Below are 15,754 nucleotides of genomic sequence, written 5' to 3' on the forward strand. Positions count from 1 at the left end.
CGCGACTGCGGGGCGCGCAACCCCGGCCCACTCCTCGCGCTCACCCGAGCCCACCCTTCGTTCGCGACTGCGGGGCGCGCAACCCCGGCGCACTCCTCGCGCTCACGGCCGTGCCCCGTCGACGACCCGCAGCTCGCCGAGGCACGCCTCGCGCCAGCGCCGTTCCACCCGCGCCGCCGCCTCCGGCCAGTGCGACCGGTCGAAGCCGAACACCAGGGTGAGGTCGCCGGCGTACAGCGGTGGCCCGTGGCGTACCAGGGCGTCGAGCGCGGACCGGAACGCGGCGTGCCGGGCGGTCAGCTCGGCCGGGTCGACGTCGAGCACCGCGGCGATCCGGGCCAGCCGCCAGTCGGCCGGCTCCGCGGCGAGCGCGCCGAAGACGCCGTCGTCACCGCCCTCCACGGCGCGGGCCAACTCCGCCTCGCCGGGCAGGCCAAGGTCGGCCGGGTCCACCCCGAGGTCGCGGGCGAACAGGTACTCGCCGAGCAGCTCGCCGGGCTCGCCGTCGGGCAGCGGCAGGCCGGCGACCACGGTCAGCCCGGCCACCGTCTCGCCGGCCTCGCCGAGCTGCCGGGCCAGCTCCGCGGCCAGGACGCCGCCGAGGTCCCGCCCGGTCAGCTCCACCGGCCGGCCGCGCAGTTCGGCGCGGAGCGCCGGAAGGTATCCGGCGGCCCTCCGCTCCGGGTCGTCGGCGGTGGCGTCGCCGGGCAGCTCCAGCCGGACCGGCCCCTCGGGCGGCACCGGGAACGGCAGGGCGGGCGCCCCGGCCGGCCCGGTGGCCGGCTCGGCGGCGTCGGCGCCGGTGAGGCGGGCGGCGAGCGTACGCACCGTCGCGCCCTCCAGCAGGTCCCGCAGCATGGTGTCGAAGAGCGCACCGGACGCGGCCGGCACGTCGTCCCGGATCCGGCCGACCAGCTGCGCCGCGAGCAGCGAGTCGCCGCCCAGGCTGAACAGGTCGTCGTCGCGGCCCACCCGCTCGACGTTGAGCACGTCGGCCCAGATCGCCGCGATAGCGGTCTCCAGCTCACCGCTGGGCTCGGCGGACCCGGCGGCGCGGGCGGCCGCCGCCCGGGGCAGCAGGGCGCGCAGGGCGGCCCGGTCCACCTTGTCGTTGGCGCTGAGCGGGATCGCGTCGAGCACCTCCAGCCGGCTGGGCAGCATGTACTCCGGCAGCCGCTCGGCGAGATGCCGGCGCAGCGCCGCCGGGTCGACGTCGACCCGGTCGGGCTTGAACCGGGCGGCGAAGACGTGCATGCCGATGGCGTCCAGGGCGGCGTCGGTCGCGGAGAGCTGGACCGCCGGGGCGGCGCCGGCCGCGGCGAGCAGGTCCCGCCACTGCGGGGCGGAGATGAAGGTCTCGTCCCGGCCCGCCCGCACGTCGGCGAAGTCCCCGGCGGTGGCGTCGAAGAGGAACTCCATCGAGGTGAGGATCTGGTAGTTGTCCCGGGTGGTCTCGATGAACACCAGCCAGCCGCCGGGGCGCAGCAGTTCCCGGAACCGGGCCAGCGCCTGGCCGGCGTCGCGGGCGTAGTGCAGCACGTTGGCGCAGAGGATCACGTCGACGCTGTTGGCCGTCATGCCCTGCGCGCGGTAGTCCACGTTGAGGTCGAAGAGGTGGTAGTCCACCCACGGGTAGTCGGCGAACCGCTCCCGGGCGCTGTTCAGGAAGAACTGGGAGACGTCGGTGAAGGCGTACCGCACGGGGTAGCCGCCCAGGGCGGGGATCAGGTCGATGCTGGTGCCCCCGACACCGGCGCCGACCTCCAGCACCCGCATCGGGCGGTCGGCCGGCCAGGCCGCGGCCAGGTCGCACATGGCCCGGACGACCAGCCGGTTGAGGCTGTGGCTGAGGAAGTTGCCCTGGTACGCCGACTCCTGGATGTCCAGCCGGCCCTGCGGGAAGAGCAGTTGCACCGGGTCGACCTCGTCGCGCATCAGCTCCGGCAGGTGGGCGCTGGCGGTGCGGAAGTAGCCGACCAGCTCGGTGCGCAGGCCACCGGCGTCCTGCATCCGGTCGATCTCCTGCCACGCGGCGCGCACGGTGTCCGCGTCGACGGTGAGGCTCTCCGGCGCCGGGCGCAGCCGGCCGGCCGGGTCGCGCCGGATCAGCCCGTGCCGCTCCAGCGCGGCCAGCCAGCGGCGGATCAGCCGCTGGTGCTTGGCGCCCACCCGGGCGGTGCGCATCACCTCGTCGACCGTGTGCCCCACCTCGGCGGAGGTGAACAGGCCCTGGTCGCGCAGCGCGCCGATCATCGCCAGCAGCGCCGTGCGGTCCAGCTGCCGGGCGAACCGGACGGCCTGCTCGCCGTCCTGCTCGGCCCGGATCGCGGCCAGTTCCCGCACCGCGGAGGCGGCCAGGTCGACGGGCTCGGCCGGGCCCTCGGCGCGGCGGGCCGGCTCCACGAAGGCGACCAGCCGCCGCTCCAGCGCGGCGTCGCCCTCGACCACCACCGCCGCGGCGCCGACCGGCGGGTACGCCTGCGCGGCGGCCTCGATCTCGGCCAGCTCGATCCGGTGTCCCCGGATCTTGACCTGGAGGTCCTCCCGGCCGAGGAACTCGATGTCCCCGCTGGGCAGGTACCGGCCGAGGTCGCCGGTGCGGTAGAGCCGCTCGCCGGTGACCGGGTGGCGGACGAACCGCCGCGCGGTCAGCTCCGGGTCGCCGAGGTAGCCGTCGGCGACGCCGACCCCGCCGATGTACAGCTCGCCGACCGCCCAGTCCGGGCAGGGCCGCATCGTCTCGTCCAGCACGTGCATTGTCTGGTTGGTCAGCGGCCGCCCGTACGGGATGCTCGGCCACTCCGCCGGCACCTCGTCGATCGGGTAGCCGATGGACCAGATCGATCCCTCGGTGGCGCCGCCGAGGCTGTGCAGCACCAGGCCGGGAAGCAGGGCGCGGATCTGGTCGGGCAGCCGCACCGGGATCCAGTCGCCGGAGAGCATCGCCAGGCGCAGCGAGTCCAGCCCGGTGGCGTCGGCCACGGCCAGGTAGTCGGCGAGCATCTGCAACTGCGCCGGGACCGAGTTCCACAGGGTCACCCGGTGGGCGCGGATCAGCTCCGCCCAGTGCGACGGGTCGCCGCGCCGGTCGGCGGCGGGCAGCACCAGTGCCGCGCCGACCGCCAGCGGGCCGAAGATGTCGTAGACGGACAGGTCGAAGGAGAGCCCGGCCAGGCCGAGCACCCGGTCGTCCGGCCCGACCGCGAACCGCCGGTTGATGTCCTCGACGGTGTTCACCGCGCCCCGGTGCGGGATCACCACGCCCTTGGGCCGGCCGGTGGAGCCGGAGGTGTAGATGACGTAGGCGGTGTCCCGGTCGGTGACGCCGACCGGCGCCGGCGGTTCGCCGCCGGGCGCGAGGCCGTCCAGCACGATCCGGCGTACCCCGGCGGGCAGGCCCTCGGCGTCGGCGGTGGTCACCGCGTACCGGGCGCCGGCGGCCTCCACCAGGGACTCCTTGCGGGCCACCGGGGCGCGGGTGTCCACCGGCAGGTAGGCGCCGCCGGCGAGCAGCACGCCGAGCACCGCCACCACCTGCTCCGGGCCGGGCGGCAGCAGCACCGCGACCAGGTCGCCCGGTGCGCCGCCCGCGGCGCGCAGCGCGTCGGCGACCGCGGCCGCCCGGGCCAGCAGCTCGCCGTAGCTCAGCGTGCCGTCCGCGCCGATCACCGCCGGCCGGTCCGGGGTACGCCGGCACTGGGCGACGACCCCGTCGTGCAGCAGCGCGCCGGAGAGCGGGGCGGCGGTGTCGTTCACCTCGGCCCGCCGGGCCAGCTGGTCGGCCGGCAGCTCGACCGGGTCCGCGTCGTCCCACCGCCGCCCGGCCGCCAGCTCGCCCACCAGCGCCTGGAACGCGCCGAACATCGCCTCGACCATGCCGTCGGGGAAGATGCCCTGGCGGACGTCCCAGTTGACCACCAGCCCGTCCGAGCGCTCCAGCGCCTGGCAGTCGATCCAGACCTGCGGGGTCTGGCTGATCCCGTAGCCGAAGCCGACCCGCTGCGGGCCGGACTCCCCGGCGGTGCCGAGCCCGAGCGCGCTGGTGAAGACCACCGGCATCAGCGCGGCGTCCTGGCCCCGGCGGCGGGCCACCTCGCGCAGCACCTCGACGCCGCTGACCAGCAGGTGGTCCATGTCCGCCCAGAGCTGCTGCTGCACCGCGCCGGCCCGCTCGCCGAAGCTGGCGCCGGCGTCGCCGTCGACCTCCAGCAGCACCGCCGAGGTGAAGTCGCCGACCAGCCGGTCGACCTGGGGATGCAGCGGCAGTCGGCGGAGCATGGTCAGGTTGAGCAGGAACCGCCGCCCCTTGCTCCACCGGCCGATCACCTCGGCGTACGCGGCGAGCACCGCCACCGACGGGGTGACGCCCCGGTCGGCGGCGAGCCGCTTCAACCCCTCGTACGCCTCGGTGGGCAGGTGCAGTTGCCAGCGGCGGAACCGCACCCCGCCCGGCTCGGCGGGGCGGTCGCCGAGCACCACCAGCTCCGGCGCCGGCGGCAGCGTGTCGATCCGGCGCCACCAGTACTCGCGGTCCTTGGCGTACCGGCGGGTGCCGCGCAGCTGCCGCTCGCCGAGCAGGTAGTCGCGGAAGGAGAGCTCCAGCGGGGGCAGCCGGTGCCCGGGGTCGTGGTAGCAGCGGGTGAACTCCTCCAGCAGCAGCTGGATGCTGACGTAGTCGGCGACCAGGAAGTCGATCGACAGGTGCAGCACCGCGCGGTCGTCGGCGCGGGTGACCCGGACCTCGAACAGCGGCCAGCCGTCCGGCGGGTAGACCCGGTGGTCCAGTTCGGCGCGGACCCCGTCGATCGCGGCCGCCACCGCCGCCGGGCCGCGGCCGCGCAGGTCGAGCACCGGGACGACCAGCGGCGGCGGGTCGGGCATGATCCGCTGCGACCCGGCCGGGTCGATCCGGGCGCGGAGCATGTCGTGCCGGCGCACCAGCATCCGCCACACCTCGGCGACCCGGTCGCCGTCCAGGTCGGGGAAGGTCAGCTCGCCGTACGCGTGGCAGCCCACCCCGCTGTAGGCGAACGCGCTGCGCCGACCCAGCACGTAGGACATCTGGATGTCGGTCAGCGGGAACGGGTCGTGCCGCGCCGCCGGGTCGGGCTCCAGCCCGGCCGTCGGCGCCCCCTTGAGGTACGCCAGCAGCTCCGGACGGCGGGCCCGCAGCGTCTCCCGGCGCTCCTCGGTGAGCACCCCGCGCGGCGCCCGGAAGCGCAGTTGGCCGTCCTCCTCCCAGAGTTCGACGCCGTGCGCCTCCAGGGTGTCGACCAGGTCCGACACGGTGACCGCTGGCTCGATCACAGCACCCCCTCCTCGAAGGTCGCCCCGGCCTGGTCGAGCCGCGCCGCGACCACCCGGGCCTGCCCGGCCACCGACGGCGCGCTCAACACCTCCCGCAGCGACATCTGCACGCCGAACCGCTGCCGGATCAGCTGGACCAGCCGGGTGGCGAGCAGGCTGTCCCCGCCCGCGGTGAAGAAACTGGTGTCCCGGTCGACCACCGGGAGGTCGAGCAGGCCGCGCCAGAGCCCGGCCACCCCCTCCTCGGTCGGCCCGCGCGGTGGTTCCGCGACCGCCACGCCGGCCGCGCCGGCCAGCGCGGCGCCGACGGCGGCGCGGTCGACCTTGCCGTTCGGGCTCAACGGCAGCCGGGGCAGCACCTCCAGCTGCCGGGGCACCATGTAGTCGGGCAGCCGGGCGGCCAGGTGGGCGCGCAGGTCGTCCGGGTCCACCGGGGCGGCGGTGGTCACCGCGGCGGCGAGCCGGCGGGTGCGCTCCCCCACCGCGCAGGCGACCGCGGCGGTCACCGCGGGGTGGCCCTCCAGCGCGGTCTCGATCTCGCCCAGCTCGATCCGGTGGCCGCGCACCTTCACCTGGTGGTCGACCCGGCCGAGGAACTCCAGCGTCCCGTCCGGCCAGTACCGGCCCAGGTCGCCGGTGCGGTACCAGCGCCCGCCGGCGTACTCGACGAACCGGGCGGCGGTGCGCTCGGGGTCGCCGTGGTAGCCGAGCGCCACCCCGGCGCCGCCGATCCACAGCTCGCCGGGCACCCAGTCCGGCCGGTCGCCGCCGTGCCCGTCGACCACCCGGTAGCACTGGTTGCGCAGCGGGAAGCCGTACGGGATGGAGGTCCAGCTCGCCGGCACCTCGGTCACCTCGAAGGCGTTGGACCAGATCGCCGCCTCGGTGGCGCCGCCGAGCGCGACCAGCCGGCACCGGCCGGCACCGGCCGCGGCGAGCCGCCCGGGCAGGTCCAGCCCGACCCAGTCGCCGGAGACCAGGGCCAGCCGCAGCGCCGCCGGCAGCTCGCCACCGGCCTCGGTGAGCAGCATGTCCAGCAGGGCCGGCACGCTGTTCCACAGGGTGACCCGGTGGGTCCGGGCCAGCCGCAGCCAGGCGGCCGGGTCGCGCCGCTCGTCCTCGGCCGGCAGCACCACGGTGCCGCCGGCGGCGAGCAGCCCGAAGATGTCGTACACCGACAGGTCGAAGTCGAGCGCGGAGACGGCCAGCACCCGGTCGGCGGGGCCGACGCCGTAGCGCTGGTTGACGTCCTCGACGGTGTTGACAGCGCTGGCGTGGGAGATCACCACGCCCTTCGGCGCGCCCGTGGAGCCGGAGGTGTAGATGACGTACGCCGGCTGGTCGGGCGGCACGGTCACCGGCTCGGCCGGGGCGTGGTCGCCGGCCCGGTCGAGGAACGCCGCGTCGAGCACGGCGCGGGCGCCGCTGTCGGCGACGATCCGGGCCCGGCGCAGCGCGGGGTGGTCCATCCCGACCGGCACGTACGCCGCGCCGGCGGCCAGCACGCCGAGCGCCGCGACCACCTGCCCGGGGCCCTTGGGCAGGGTGACCGCCACCCGGTCGCCGGGACGCACCCCGGCGGCGCGCAGCGCGGCGGCGACCCGCCCGGCCCGGTCGGCCAGCTCGCCGTAGCCGAGCACGCCGTCGTGGCCCCAGGCCAGCGCTGGCGCGTTGGGCCGGGCCGCGGCGGCGGCGAGGAAGCCCTCGTGCAGCAGCCGGCCGGAGCGCGGGCCGGCGGTGTCGTTGACCCGTCGGCGCACCGCCGCCTGCGCGTCCGGCAGTGGCACCCGGGCCGGGGCGTCCCAGTCGGCCGCCCCGGCCAGCCGGACCAGCAGGTCCCGGTACGCGGCGAACATCGCGTCCAGCACGCCGGGGCAGAACGCCTCGTCGACGGCGTCCCAGTTGAGCAGCAGCCCGCCGTCGTGCTCGGTGACCTGGTGATCGAGCAGCACCTGCGGGGTCTGGGACAGCCCGGTGCGGTACTCGCCGAACGGGGTGCGCAGGTCGAAGCGGTGCTCGGTGGCGTCCCGGACGCCGAGCGTGCTGGTGAACACCACCGGCATCAGCACCTCGGGCGCGCCGGTGCGGCGGGCCAGCTCGCGCAGCACGGAGATGCCCGAGTAGGCGCTGTGCTCCATGTCGGACCAGACCTGCCGCTGCAACCGGCGGGCCGCCGCGGCGAAGCTCTCCCCCGGTTCCGGCCGGTCGGCCACCAGCAGCAGCGAGGTGAAGTCGCCGACCACCCGGTGGATGTCCGGGTGCACCTCGGGACGGTCGAAGAGGGTGAAGTTCAGGGTGAACTCCTCCGCGGCGCTCCAGGCCCGCAGCACGGCGGCGAAGGCGGTGGCGACCACTGTGGAGCCGGTGACGCCGTGCCGCGCGGCCCGGTCGGTCAGCCGCCGCCAGTCGGTCGCGTCGAGGCGGCACTCCCGGCGGCTGAACCGGTGTCCGGAGAGCTGGGCCGGGTCCCGGGCCAGCGGCAGCTGCGGCGCGGGGGGCAGCTCGTCGATCCGCTTGAGCCAGTGGTCCCGGGCCGCCGCCCGGCGGGCCGGGTCGACCGGGTCGGCGAGCAGCACGTCGCGGAAGGAGAGCCCGATCGGCGGCAGGACCGCCTCCGGGTCGGTGTAGAGCCGGGACAGCTCGGCGAAGAGGATCATGATGCTGAGCGCGTCCAGCACCGCGAAGTCGAGGCTCACCCCGAGCCGGGTGACGCCGTCGGCGGAGCGGACCGCCCGCAGGTCGAACAGCGGCCACGTGTCGGTGGCGAAGACGTGGTGGGACATCTCCGCGCGCATCGCGGCGACCGGTGGCTCCGGGTCCGCCCCGGCGTCGGTCACCCGGATCCGCACCGGCGGCACCTCGGGCAGCACGCGCTGCCGGCCGTCGTCGTCGAAGACCGCCCGGAGCATCCCGTGCCGGGCCACCAGCCGGTTCCAGGCCGCCTCCAGCCGGTCGAGGTCGACGTCGCGGCCCTCGAACTCCCAGTACCAGTGCGAGCCGACCCCGCCGAGGGTGAACTCCGGCCGCCGCCCCAGCCAGTACGCGCGCTGCACCTCGGTGGCGCCGAACGGCTCGTGCCGGTGCTCCTCGTCCGCCCGGATCGCCACCCCGATGGCGGGCGCCGGCCGGCCGGGGCTGAGGTGCCGGGCGAACTCCGCCAGCGTGGGCGTCGCGAAGAGCTGGGTCAGGCTGGCGTCGGCGTACCCGGCCTGGCGCAGCGCGGCGATCACGCGGGTGGCGAGCAGGCTGTTGCCGCCGAGGGTGAAGAAGCTGTCGGCGCGGCCGACGGCCGGGTTCTCCAGCAGCTGCGACCAGATCGCGGCCACCCGCGTCTCGGTCTCGCCACGCGGCGGCTCCGTCTCCTGCCGGCCGGGCCGGCCGGCCAGCAGGCCGGCGATCGCCGACCGGTCCACCTTCCCGTTGGCGTTCAGCGGCAACGCGGTCAGCAGGTCGACCTGCCGGGGCACCATGTGCTCGGGCAGCCGCCGGCGCAGGTGCGCCACCAGGTCGTCCACCGCCGGCTCGGCGTCCGCCGGCACCACCGCCAGGGCGAGCCGGCGCGGCTCGCTGAGCACCAGCGCGACCGCCCGGCCCACTCCCGGATACGACCGTGCCGCCGCCTCCACCTCGCCCAGGTCGATCCGCTGGCCGAGCAGCTTCACCTGGAAGTCGGTCCGGCCGAGCAGCTCCAGCGTGCCGTCCGGGTGGTAGCGGCACAGGTCGCCGGTGCGGTACCAGCGCCGGCCGTCGTGCTCGACGAAGCGCTCGGCGGTGCGGGCCGGGTCGCCCCGGTAGCCGCGGCCGACCCCGACGCCGCCGAGCCACAGCTCGCCGGGCACCCAGTCCGGGCAGTCCCGGCCCCGCGCGTCGACCACCCGCACCTGCTGGTTGCGCAGCGGCGCGCCGTACGGCACCGAGCGCCAGTGCGCGGGCACCTCGGTCACCTCGTGCCAGGTGGAGTGGATGCCGACCTCGGTCGCCCCGCCGAGCGCCACCAGCCGGCAGCCCGGGGCGTGGACGGTGAGCCGGTCGCGCAGGTCCAGGCCCACCCAGTCGCCGCCCAGCAGGGCGAGCCGCAGGCTGCGCAGCTGGCCGGGCCGGGCGGTGGTGAGCAGCATGTCGAGCAGGGCGGGCACCCCGGTCCAGACGGTGACCCCGTGCCGGTCGACCAGCTCGGCCCAGCACTGGGCGTCCCGGCGGGCCTCCTCCGGCGGCAGCACCAGGGCGCCGCCGGCCGACAGGTAGGCGAAGAGTTCGTACACCGACCAGTCGTGCTCCAGCGAGGTGACCGCGAAGCCCCGGTCGTCCGCGCCGACCCACCAGCGGTCGCCGATGTCCTCGATGGTGTTGGCCGCGGCCCGGTGGCTCATCTCGACGCCCTTGGGGGTGCCGGTGGAGCCGGACGTGTAGATGACGTACGCCAGGTCCTCCGGGTCGACCTCGACGGCGGGCGACAGCGGCGCCGCGGTGGCCGCCTCCTCGACGGTCAGCGCCTCGGTCCCGGCCGGCCAGGCCAGCGCGGCCCGGGTGGCCGCGTCGGTGAGCGCCAGCCGGACCCCGGCGTCGGCGTGGATGGCGGCGCGCCGCTCGGCCGGTTGGCCGACGCCGACCGGGACGAACGCGCCCCCGGCGCGCAGGACGCCGAGCACCGCGGCCACCTGGTCCGGCCCGCGCGGCAGGGTCACCGCCACCGGGTCGCCGGGCCGGCAGCCCCGCGCCGCCAGCAGGCCGGCGATCCGGTCGGCCCGCTCGGCCAGCGCCCGGTAGCCGACCGTGCTGCCGTCGCCGGCGACCAGCGCGACCCGGTCGGGGTGCTCGGCGGCGTGCCGGTAGAACGGCTCGTGCAGCCGGCGCTCCCGTTCCGGGCCGGCGGTGCGGTTCACCGCCGCCCGGCGCGCCGCCTGGTCGGCGGGGAGCAGGTTGGGCGTCGGCGCCGACCAGTCCCGCTCGGTGGCCAGCCAGTCGAGCAGCCGCAGGTACGCGTCGAACATCGCGTCCAGCACGCCGTCGCAGAACAGCTCGTCGACCGCGTCCCAGTTGAGCAGCAGCCCCCCGGCGTGCTCGGTGACCTGGTGGTCGAGCACCACCTGGGGAGCCTGCGAGATGTTCCAGCCGAGGGTGCCGAAGTGCTCGGTCACCTTGCGGCTGAACAGCTCGCCGAGCCCGAGCGCGCTGGTGAAGACCACCGGCGCGAGGGTCTGCGCGGCGCCGTCCCGCCGGGCCAGGTCGCGCAGCACCTCCAGCCCCGAGTACGCGGAGTGCGCGGCGTCCGCGGTGAACCGGGCCTGGGTCCGCCGGACCAGGTCCAGGAAGGAGCCGCCCGGCGCGGTGTGCACGCCGAGGATCAGCAGGTTGCTGAAGTCACCGACCAGCAGCCCCACGTCGGGGTGGATCGGCTCCCGGTCGAACAGCGGCACGTTGAGCAGGAAGTCCGGCTCCTCGCTCCAGCCGGCGAGCACCTCGCTGAACGCGGCCGCGAACACCATGGACAGGGTCACGCCCTGGTCCCGGGCCCGCTCGGCGAGCCGGCCCCAGCGGTCGGCGGAGAGCCAGTGGTGCCGGCGGGTGACCCGGTGCCGGGTCAGCTTCTCCGGCGCCACGGCCAGCGGCAGCCGGGGCGCCCGGGGCAGCCGCGGCAACCGGTCGGCCCAGTAGCGTTCGGCGTCCGCCCGGCCGGGCACCGGCCGGGCCCGGCGGTCGGCCAGGTAGCGCGGGTAGCTGTAGCCGATGGCGGGCAGCTCCGCGGCCGGGTCGGCGTAGAACGCGGCCAGGTCGTTGATGATGATCCGGAAGCTGAGCGCGTCCGCGACCAGCATGTCGATGTTCAGGTGCAGCCGGGTGCCCCCGTCCGGCAGCAGCGACACGCCGACGTCGAAGACCTCGCCGCCGGCCACGTCGAAACGCCGGTGCGACAGCGCGTCCCGGATCCGGGCCAGTTCGGCCGCCACCCGCGCCGGCGGCAGGTCCCGCAGGTCGTGGACGGTGGGGCCGGGCCAGCTCGGTTCGGGTTGGATCTGCTGGCGCCCGTCGCCGAGCACCCGGGCCCGCAGCATGCCGTGCCGGCGCAGCAGCGCCCGGGCGGCCACGTCCAGCCGGCCCGGATCGACCGCCGCCCCGTCCAGTTCGGCGTAGAAGTGGGTGGCCACCCCGCCCAGGGTCAGGTTCTCCGCCCGCCCCACCCAGTACGCGTGCTGCATGGTGGCCAGCGGGAAGGGCGCGCTCTCGTCCACCTCGACGTGAGCCGGGGCGGCCGGCTCGGCCGGGACGCCCTGCCGCTGCGCGACGAGGTCCTGCCACTGGGCGAAGGTGGGACGGGCGAACAGGTCGGCGAACTTCACGTCCACCCCGGCGGCGCGCCACCGGGCGGCCAGCCGCATCACCTTCATCGAGTCCAGCCCGACGGCGATCAGGTCGCCGCCGGCCTCGTCCAGTGCGGTCTCCCCGCCCACGAGTTCGGCGATGTCGGCGCGCATCCGGTCGGCGGTCAGCGGCGTCCCGGTCGCGGGCAGGGTGCTGTGGCTGTCCATCGGTCTCCCCGGGGTGGAGGGGTCGGGCGGGGTGCGGGACGGGGTGGCGCGGGTCAGGCGCTGCTCTCCGCCCGCTGGCGCAGGTGCTCGGCCACGGCGAGCCACTCCTCGGCGATCGCGCAGGCCAGGTCGGCGATGGCGTACGCGCAGTGCGGCGCGATCGAGTGCACGACCGTCTCCCACCCGTCGGGCGAGGTGGCCCGCGCGTCGAGCCACCGCAGGAGGCTACGTCCGCTGTCGGTGAACCGGACAGACGGATCACGGCGCAGGTTGCGCAGGATCGTCTCCCGGTCGCGCAGCGGGCCGCCCCGCACGCTCATCAGCCGGCGCAGTTCCCGCTCCGGGCTCGGCGGCTCCGGGCGGGGGCGGTTGCCGCGCTGGCGGGGTGGGATCGGGTCCTCGCCCCGGCGGATGCGTTCCCGCACGTCCCGCGCGGTGCCGGGCGAGATCCCGGCGCGCCGGGCCACCTCCCGCAGCGAGGCGTCGGGCCGCAGCGCGAACAGCTCCCCGGCGCGGCGGCGACCGTCGGCGCCGTTGACCGGGCGGACCCGGCCGTCGCGGCCGATCCGACTGTGCAACTGAGGCTGGTCCACAGTTGCACCCCGCCGGATGACGCCGACGGTCTTGGCGGAGAGGCCGGTCACGGCGGCGATCGCCCGGTCCGACCACTGTGGGTGGGACCGCAGGATACGGGCGGCCGCCGCCTCCCGGTCGGCCAGCGAGAGCGGTAGCCCGTGGGCGATGTTGGTCTCGACGGCGATCACGAAGGCGGCGTCCTCGCCGCCGTCGAAGAGCCGGCAGGCGATCTCCTCCTGGCCGCGCAGCACGGCCGCCCGGAGCCGGTGCATGCCGTCGATCACCCGCAGCGTCTGCCGGTGCACCAGGATCGGCGGCAGGTCGGCGTCGGAGTCGGCGAGCATCCGGACGTGCTGCACGTCCTCCCCGGAGAGCCGGGGCGAGTCCGCGGGCAGCAGCTTGCTGATCGGCAGCATGGTGACGGGGTGGTTCTCGGGCGATGGGGACGGCTTCGGGATCCGGGGCGGCTGCATGGGTCGCTTGACCTCCGTCGCCGAAGACGTGCTGGGCATGAGCTGGTGTGCGGGCATCGACAAGGCACTCCCCCGAGTTGTCTTGAATGCAACTTCGCCTGCGCTTTGTCCGGTCCGGTCGACCAATTCGATCCGCGAAATGACACAGTGCGCTCCGAAATGGACAGTTTGCTGCTCAGCCCCCTACCGCAACATGTCGTCACGGAGCGCGGACACAAAGCTATGAACGCGAAGCCGCCCGCGCAATCGGCATCGGGTTCCACATCGACATCTGTTGGTTATCTGACGATGACGAAGGGTCACATTTTCGGCCGATGAGTTTTCTCGCCAGCGACCCGGCAGCCCACTATGTTGCTGCCCATGGCTCATCGGGAGGCGCCGGCATCCATCGGACAACGTCTACTGTGGTTCCTGGAGCACTACCGCCCGGACACCGCGTCGCTGAACTGCCCAGTCGTGTGCAAGCTGCACGGACCGCTCGACGTCACCGAGCTCCAGGTGGCCCTGGGCCGGCTGACCCGGCGGCACGAGGCGCTGCGGACGACGCTGGTACGCCGGGGTCGGGAACTCGTCCAACACATCCACGACGACCTGCCACCGCCGTTCGAGGTGGTGCCGCTGGCCGCCGAGCCCGACCGGCTCGACGCGGTGGTCGCCGAGGCCGTCGAGCGGGAGCTGCACACGCCGGTCGACGTCGGCCGCTACCCGCTGCGGGTCACCCTGTGGCGGCTCGGGCCGGACGAGCACATGCTCTGCCTCAACATGCACCACCTGGTCTCCGACGCCTGGTCGTGCGGCATCGTGTTGCAGGACCTGATCCGGTTCCTGGAGGCCGGGCCGGACGGCGACCCGGGGCTGCCCCCGGTGCGGTGGCAGTACCCGGACTTCGCCCGGTGGCAGCACGAGCAGCTGACCAGCGGCGCGCTGAAGGTCCACCAGGACTACTGGATCCGGCAGCTGCGCGGCATGAAGCTGGTCGAGCTGCCGCCGGCGGTGCCGGGCACCGACGGCGGCCGGCCCACCGGCATCGAGGTGGCCACGATCGACGCCGGCGTCTTCAACCGGCTCAAGGCGGTCGCCCGGGGCGAGCGGACCACGCCGTTCGCGGTGATGCTCTCGCTGTACTACCTGCTGCTGGCCCAGCGCACCGGGCAGACCGACATCTCGGTGGCGTCGCTGTTCGCGAACCGCTCGGTCAAGGGCGTCCAGACCACCGTCGGCTTCTTCGCGAACATGGTGGTGCTGCGCAACCAGGTCGACCCGAACGCCCCGTTCGTCGAGGTGGTCCGGCGGGTCCGGGGCACCGTCATCGACGGCTTCCTGCACGAGGGCATCCCCTACCAGATGCTGCCGCTGAACCTGCAGAACACCTCCGGCCGGGTCGACGACGTGGTGTTCCAGATGCTGCTCACCCCGCCGCCGGGCACCAAGGTGCAGGCCCGTGGCGTGGAGTTCGAGCTGTACACGCCGGACTCGCTGGGCAGCCGGTTCGGCCTGGAGCTGGGCCTGATCCCGCAGCACACCGGCGCCTGCCAGGCGATGCTCTTCTACACCACCGACCGGTTCCAGCCGGCCTGGGCGGAGGAGTTCCTGGCGGACTACCTCACCCTGGCCCGGGCGGCGGCCGCCCGGCCCACCGAACCGCTCAGCCTGACCCGGGTGTGACGGTGCTCCGCTACGACGAGGCCGAGGTCGCCGGTCTCGCCGACCCGTACCCGCACTACGCCGAGCTGCGCGCCGCCGGCCGGGTGCTGCCCGCCGGGCCGGGCGCCTGGGCGGTCACCCGGCACGCCGACGTCACCGCGCTGCTGACCGACCCGCGGCTCAGCCACGAGTTCCCCGACCTGGTCTACCGGCTCTCCGGCGAGCCCGACGAGCTGACCGAGTTCTTCCGGGCCACGGTGCTCAACCGGGACCCGCCGCAGCACTCGACGCTGCGCCGGGCGATGGCCCGGACGGTCAACCCGCGTACCGTGGCGGCGCTGCGGCCCCGGATCGTCGAGCTGGTGGCGGAGCTGTTCGCGGCGATGGCCGACGCGCCGGCCGCCGACCTGGTCACCGACCTGGCCTACCCGCTGCCGGTCACGGTGGCCGCCGAACTGCTCGGCATCCCGGTGGCCGACCGGGCCCAGGCGCAGCCGCACGCCGTCGCGCTGGGGCGGATGTTCGGCTCCGGCGCCCCCACCGAGCAGGAACGGGCGGACGCCGTCCGGGCGGTCGGTTGGCTGCGCGGCTACGTCGGCGGGCTGCTGCGCGAGCGGGCCGGCCAGGACGGCGACGACCTGCTGTCGCACCTGCTCCGCGACGCCGAGGCGACTGGGGCGATCAGCCGGGAAGAGCTGGTCGACAACGTCATCTTCCTGTTCTTCGCCGGCTTCGAGACCACCACCAACCTGCTCTCCACCGGCGCCGCGCTGCTGCTGGACCGCCCGGAGCTGCTGGACCGGCTGCGCCGCGATCCCGGCCTCGCCACCAGCGCGGTGGAGGAGTTCCTGCGCTGGGACTGCCCGATCCACGCCACCTCCCGGGTGGTCCGCGAGCCGGTCACCGTCGGCGACCGGGTGATCCGGGCCCGCCGGGTGGTGGTGCTGCTGCTCGCCTCCGCCAACCGCGACGAGCGGCGGTTCCCCGAGCCGGACCGGATCGACCTGGCCCGCTCACCCAACCCGCACCTGGCCTTCAGCTCCGGGCCGCACCACTGCCTGGGCGCCACCCTGGCCCGGGTCGAGGGCGCGGCGGTCTTCGGTCACCTCGCCACCCGGCTGCGCCGGTTCGAGGCCACCGGCCCCGCGCACCGCCGCACCGGACTGGGCTTCCGGGGCTACGACCGGATCCCGGTGCGGGTGGTGTGCAACTGAGGAGACGCGCCAG

Annotated in this window: 5 protein-coding genes; 2 read left to right on the forward strand and 3 right to left on the reverse strand. The window is 75.4% G+C overall.

Features of this window, described 5'->3' with window-relative positions:
• Nucleotides 1-102 precede the first annotated feature (102 nt).
• Genes Q3W71_RS14915 through Q3W71_RS14925 form a run of 3 tightly spaced genes read right to left on the reverse strand, consistent with a single transcriptional unit; the run spans nucleotide 103 to nucleotide 12,826 of the window.
• Nucleotides 103-5,307 (reverse strand): non-ribosomal peptide synthetase, encoded by a 5,205-nt coding sequence (locus Q3W71_RS14915; RefSeq protein ID WP_302919913.1) that lies wholly within the window; start codon nucleotides 5,305-5,307, stop codon nucleotides 103-105.
• Nucleotides 5,304-11,834 (reverse strand): non-ribosomal peptide synthetase, encoded by a 6,531-nt coding sequence (locus Q3W71_RS14920; RefSeq protein ID WP_302919914.1) that lies wholly within the window; start codon nucleotides 11,832-11,834, stop codon nucleotides 5,304-5,306. The genes Q3W71_RS14915 and Q3W71_RS14920 overlap by 4 nt, the downstream gene beginning before the upstream one ends.
• A gap of 53 nt (nucleotides 11,835-11,887) precedes the next feature.
• The gene (locus Q3W71_RS14925) at nucleotides 11,888-12,826 is read right to left on the reverse strand and encodes a ParB N-terminal domain-containing protein (protein ID WP_302919915.1); all 939 of its coding nucleotides are present in this window, start codon (nucleotides 12,824-12,826) and stop codon (nucleotides 11,888-11,890) included.
• 417 nt (nucleotides 12,827-13,243) lie between these two features.
• Here Q3W71_RS14925 and Q3W71_RS14930 point away from each other — a divergent pair, with 417 nt between their 5' ends.
• Both Q3W71_RS14930 and Q3W71_RS14935 read left to right on the forward strand, forming a co-directional pair.
• Entirely contained in the window at nucleotides 13,244-14,548 is a 1,305-nt protein-coding gene (locus Q3W71_RS14930; RefSeq protein ID WP_302919916.1) for a condensation domain-containing protein, read from the forward strand.
• Nucleotides 14,545-15,741: a cytochrome P450 gene (locus tag Q3W71_RS14935; protein WP_302919917.1), complete on the forward strand. Its 1,197-nt coding sequence runs from the start codon at nucleotides 14,545-14,547 to the stop codon at nucleotides 15,739-15,741. Before Q3W71_RS14930 ends, Q3W71_RS14935 begins: the two co-directional genes overlap by 4 nt.
• Nucleotides 15,742-15,754 lie beyond the last annotated feature (13 nt).

It is taken from the genome of Micromonospora sp. C28SCA-DRY-2 (assembly GCF_030519475.1).
Taxonomy (GTDB): Bacteria; Actinomycetota; Actinomycetes; order Mycobacteriales; family Micromonosporaceae; genus Micromonospora.

Coding starts and splice junctions, on each gene's coding strand:
- Q3W71_RS14925 (WP_302919915.1), bottom strand. CDS start 12,826: ATGCTGCCGATCAGCAAGCTGCTGCCCGCGGACTCGCCCCGGCTCTCC.
- Q3W71_RS14920 (WP_302919914.1), bottom strand. CDS start 11,834: ATGGACAGCCACAGCACCCTGCCCGCGACCGGGACGCCGCTGACCGCC.
- Q3W71_RS14930 (WP_302919916.1), top strand. CDS start 13,244: ATGGCTCATCGGGAGGCGCCGGCATCCATCGGACAACGTCTACTGTGG.